The 3,656-nt window shown below is 49.0% G+C and carries 3 protein-coding genes; 1 reads left to right on the top strand and 2 read right to left on the bottom strand.

Translation table 11 applies throughout. The features are described from left to right. Positions 1 to 592: ornithine cyclodeaminase family protein (locus ACJAZW_RS15340; protein ID WP_415159674.1), on the bottom strand; the 592-nt coding region annotated here is incomplete at its 3' end. A gap of 94 nt (positions 593 to 686) precedes the next feature. On the opposite strand from ACJAZW_RS15340, the gene ACJAZW_RS15335 reads away from it, so the two are divergent. Further along, positions 687 to 1,997: a di-heme oxidoredictase family protein gene (locus tag ACJAZW_RS15335; protein ID WP_415159672.1), complete on the top strand. Its 1,311-nt coding sequence runs from the start codon at positions 687 to 689 to the stop codon at positions 1,995 to 1,997. Here ACJAZW_RS15335 and pgi read toward each other — a convergent pair. Further along, complete coding sequence (gene pgi, locus ACJAZW_RS15330) at positions 1,994 to 3,625, bottom strand: glucose-6-phosphate isomerase (RefSeq protein WP_415159670.1); 1,632 nt, start codon at positions 3,623 to 3,625, stop codon at positions 1,994 to 1,996. The genes ACJAZW_RS15335 and pgi overlap by 4 nt on opposite strands. Positions 3,626 to 3,656 lie beyond the last annotated feature (31 nt).

Genomic DNA, 3,656 nt, shown 5'->3' with positions numbered 1-3,656 from the left:
CCCCACACCCGGTTTCCAAATCCGCGCACAATGCGATCTCACAACCGACTTTCTTCAGATCGTGAATAAAAACTTGCGCCTTTTTTACATCTCGCGCCCAAACACTAAAGCCGAACTTTGTTTCTGACATAAGTTCTTTATGCGCCAGAATCTGCTGCCTCGCCTGTATGCCTGCGCCTACAACTAAGATTTTCGTTGCATCTTTTCGCGCCAAAGCCTGTGTCGCGATTGCAGAACCAATAGCGGTACGCAGATCAGTCAAATAGCCTTCATCCTGAAGAATGGCTATCGGCTCTCCGGTGATCGCTGAGAATGCAACCATCATGCCGTTGCTGGTCGACAGGCCCAGCTTTGGGTTGTCGTAAAATCCTGTTGCAACTTTAACAATGAAAATTGGGTCACCATCCAAGTGACCAAACTTGATATGACAGTCGCCATTATGTTGTTTTAAGGGCAAATAGCCGACCGGAGGAATGCTGGCTTCGCCTTTGGTGACAGCAATATATGACTTTCGAATAGCCTCTGCCATGGGCCGAAATTCGCTGAGCGCTTCAATTTCATTGCGACTTAAAAACAGCACGATTCTCACCATTTAGACATTTCGTCCAATTTGGACAAAATCGCTAGAAACGTCAAGCAATTGCTGATCATCTTGCGGCCAATTTAAGTTCTGCTAAGCTTTGAGCATGATCTACAAAAGATGCATATTTGCCGCGATCTTCTCAGTTTTTGGAGCATCCGTGACGGTTGCAGAGCAGCTTTTGCCATTTGGGCCAACGGCCTTTTCCTTGGCTGATCCTAAAATCAACTCTTCCGACCTAGCAAAGTTCAATTACGGGCAAGGTCTGTTCCATCATGAATGGGAAGTTTTTGAGCATGCTAACGGCACACAAAGCGGGCTCGGGCCGTTGTTTGCCGCAAACTCCTGCGCGAGTTGCCATATACGCGACGGACGCGGCCAAGCGCCAGCCGAAGGGCAATCTTCGCCTTCTTTTGTATTTTCGGTTGGAGTTCCATCTGACGAATATGGTCGTCTGCCTGACAAAATCTACGGCGAACAGATTCAGATGCACGCCGTGGGCGCACGTCCCGAAGGTACAGTTCGTGTGACATACGAACCATTCATTGAAGTGTTAAAGGACGGCACGCAGATTAAACTGAGAAAACCGGTTTTCCACGCTTCAGATTTAGCCTATGGCGAACTGGAACAGAACGCGCAACTAGCCGGCCGGTTGCCCCAACAACTCATTGGCTTGGGTTATTTAGAAAACGTATCCTTGTCAGCTTTAGAGCAATTGGCTGATCCTGACGATCTGGACGCAGACGGCATATCCGGTCGCATTTCGGTGTTGCCAAATGGAGATATTGGGCGCTTTGGTTGGAAGGCATCGTTACCCTCAGTGCTCCACCAAATAGCCAAGGCTGCGAGCAGCGACATGGGCATATCAACACCGCTATTCCCGGCATATGCGGGTGACTGCACAAGCGAGCAATTTGAGTGTCTTGCCGCTAGCCTTGAGCAACCGGAAAACAAAGCAACAGAACTCGACGGCAACGAAGCGCGTATGCTCGCGCTCTATAGTTCAAAATTGGGCGTTCCAGGGCGCAGGAATGAAGACAAGTCTGACGTTTTGGCAGGCGAACTGACATTTGGGCGCATAGGCTGCAACGCTTGTCATGTCGCAAAATTCAACGATCAGCAAAGTTTTGCTGCCGCCTACACCGACATATTGTTGCACGATATGGGAGACGGTTTGAGCGATCCAACCTATGGACAAACTATATTGGCGCGTGAATGGCGCACCCCGCCACTTTGGGGACTTGGCTATACAAAAGAAGTGAACGGAAACGAGAACTACCTTCACGATGGCCGTGCGCGGACGTTGGCAGAGGCGATCATGTGGCATGGTGGCGAAGCAAGCGGGTCAAAAGAAGAATTCCGCTCACTTGCAGTAAAAGAGCGAAACCAGTTATTTGCGTTTTTGGGCTCGCTCTAGCGTTGCGAATGATATTGCTTCAGCAATCCTTGTGTCGAACAATCGTGCGCACTCATATCTTGGGTGCCTTGTACTTTGGGTAACAAGGCTTTTGCCAACTGTTTTCCAAGCTCGACACCCCATTGATCGTAAGAATTCACGTTCCATATGGCACCTTGCACAAAAACCTTGTGCTCATAAAGCGCAATCAAACTGCCCAACGTTTTTGGCGTCAGTTTTTTATACATGATCGTGTTGGATGGCCGATTGCCTGGAAAAATTTTATGCGGAATCAATTCTTTGATTTCACGTGGTGTTAGATCAGTTTTTTCAAGTTCAGCATGAACTTGTTCGCTGGTTTTACCGAGCATCAAGGCCTCGGATTGCGCAAAACAATTGGCGACCAGTTTTTCATGATGAACGGGATAATCTTCTTCACCTTGCGCGGCGATTAAAAAATCCACCGGAATCACATCGGTGCCTTGGTGGATGAGTTGATAAAAGGCATGTTGGCCGTTTGTACCAGGTTCTCCCCAGACAATTGGCCCGGTTGAATAGGATATTGGACTGCCGTCGCGTTGAACTGACTTGCCATTGCTCTCCATATCCTGTTGCTGCAAATAGGCAGCAAAACGGCCCAACCGTTCATCATATGGAAGCACAGCATGCGTTGAGAAATTGAAAGCATTGCGGTACCAAACACCGAGCACAGCCATAATCACGGGCAGGTTATTCTCAAGCGGTGTCGTCAAAAAATGCTGATCCATTTCTGCGGCACCAGCCAAGAACTCATCAAAGTTCTCAGCGCCAATGGCCAGCATCACTGACAATCCAATGGCGCTCCAAACCGAATACCGACCGCCGACCCAATCCCAAAAGCCAAAAATGCGATCTTGTTGAATGCCGAATGCGGCACAAGCTTGCAAGTTCGTAGAAACCGCAACAAAATGATGACCGACGGCAGCATCACCAAGTGCGGTCGCAAGCCATTTGCGCGCGGAGTTTGCGTTGGTCATTGTTTCGTCAGTCGTGAAGGTTTTGGACGCGACAATAAACAACGTGGTTTCGGGATCTAGTCCCTTGAGTGCGTCCGCAATATCCGAACCGTCAACATTTGAAACAAAATGAGGTTCAATCTCAGAAACATATGGTGATAGCGCCCGCGCAACCATTGCTGGACCAAGATCAGAGCCGCCGATACCAATATTGACCACGTCGGTAATTTTTTTGCCGGTTGAACCTGTGATTCCGCCGTTGCGCAGTTTATTTGCGTAGATGCGCATCGCTGCAAGCACTTTGCGGATCGATGCTGAAATGTTTTCGCCGTCAACTTTCAGCGCGGTTTCACCCTGTTGGCGCAAGGCCATGTGCATGACTGCGCGATCTTCGGTACTGTTGATATGATCGCCCGCCCACATTTGGTCGCGCAGTTCTTCGACGCCAGAAACGCGCGCAAGTTCAAATAATGTTGCGAGAGATTTCTCGTCAATTCTGTTTTTTGAATAATCAAGGAACAGTTCTCCGGCACGAATCGAGAGCTTGTTGAAACGTTGCGGATCATCGCGGAACATGTCCCGCATATGAAGGTTCTCCAAACGCTGGTGATCCGCATTCAGATTTGCCAGATTCTCAGCAACGTTTTTTGACATGGACATACCTATCCTAAAGGTTCGATGTCGC

Source organism: Maritalea sp. (assembly GCF_047634455.1).
Lineage (GTDB): Bacteria > Pseudomonadota > Alphaproteobacteria > Rhizobiales > Devosiaceae > Maritalea.
The sequence above is the reverse complement of the archived record's forward strand: the minus strand, read 5'-3'. Positions and strand labels throughout refer to the sequence as shown.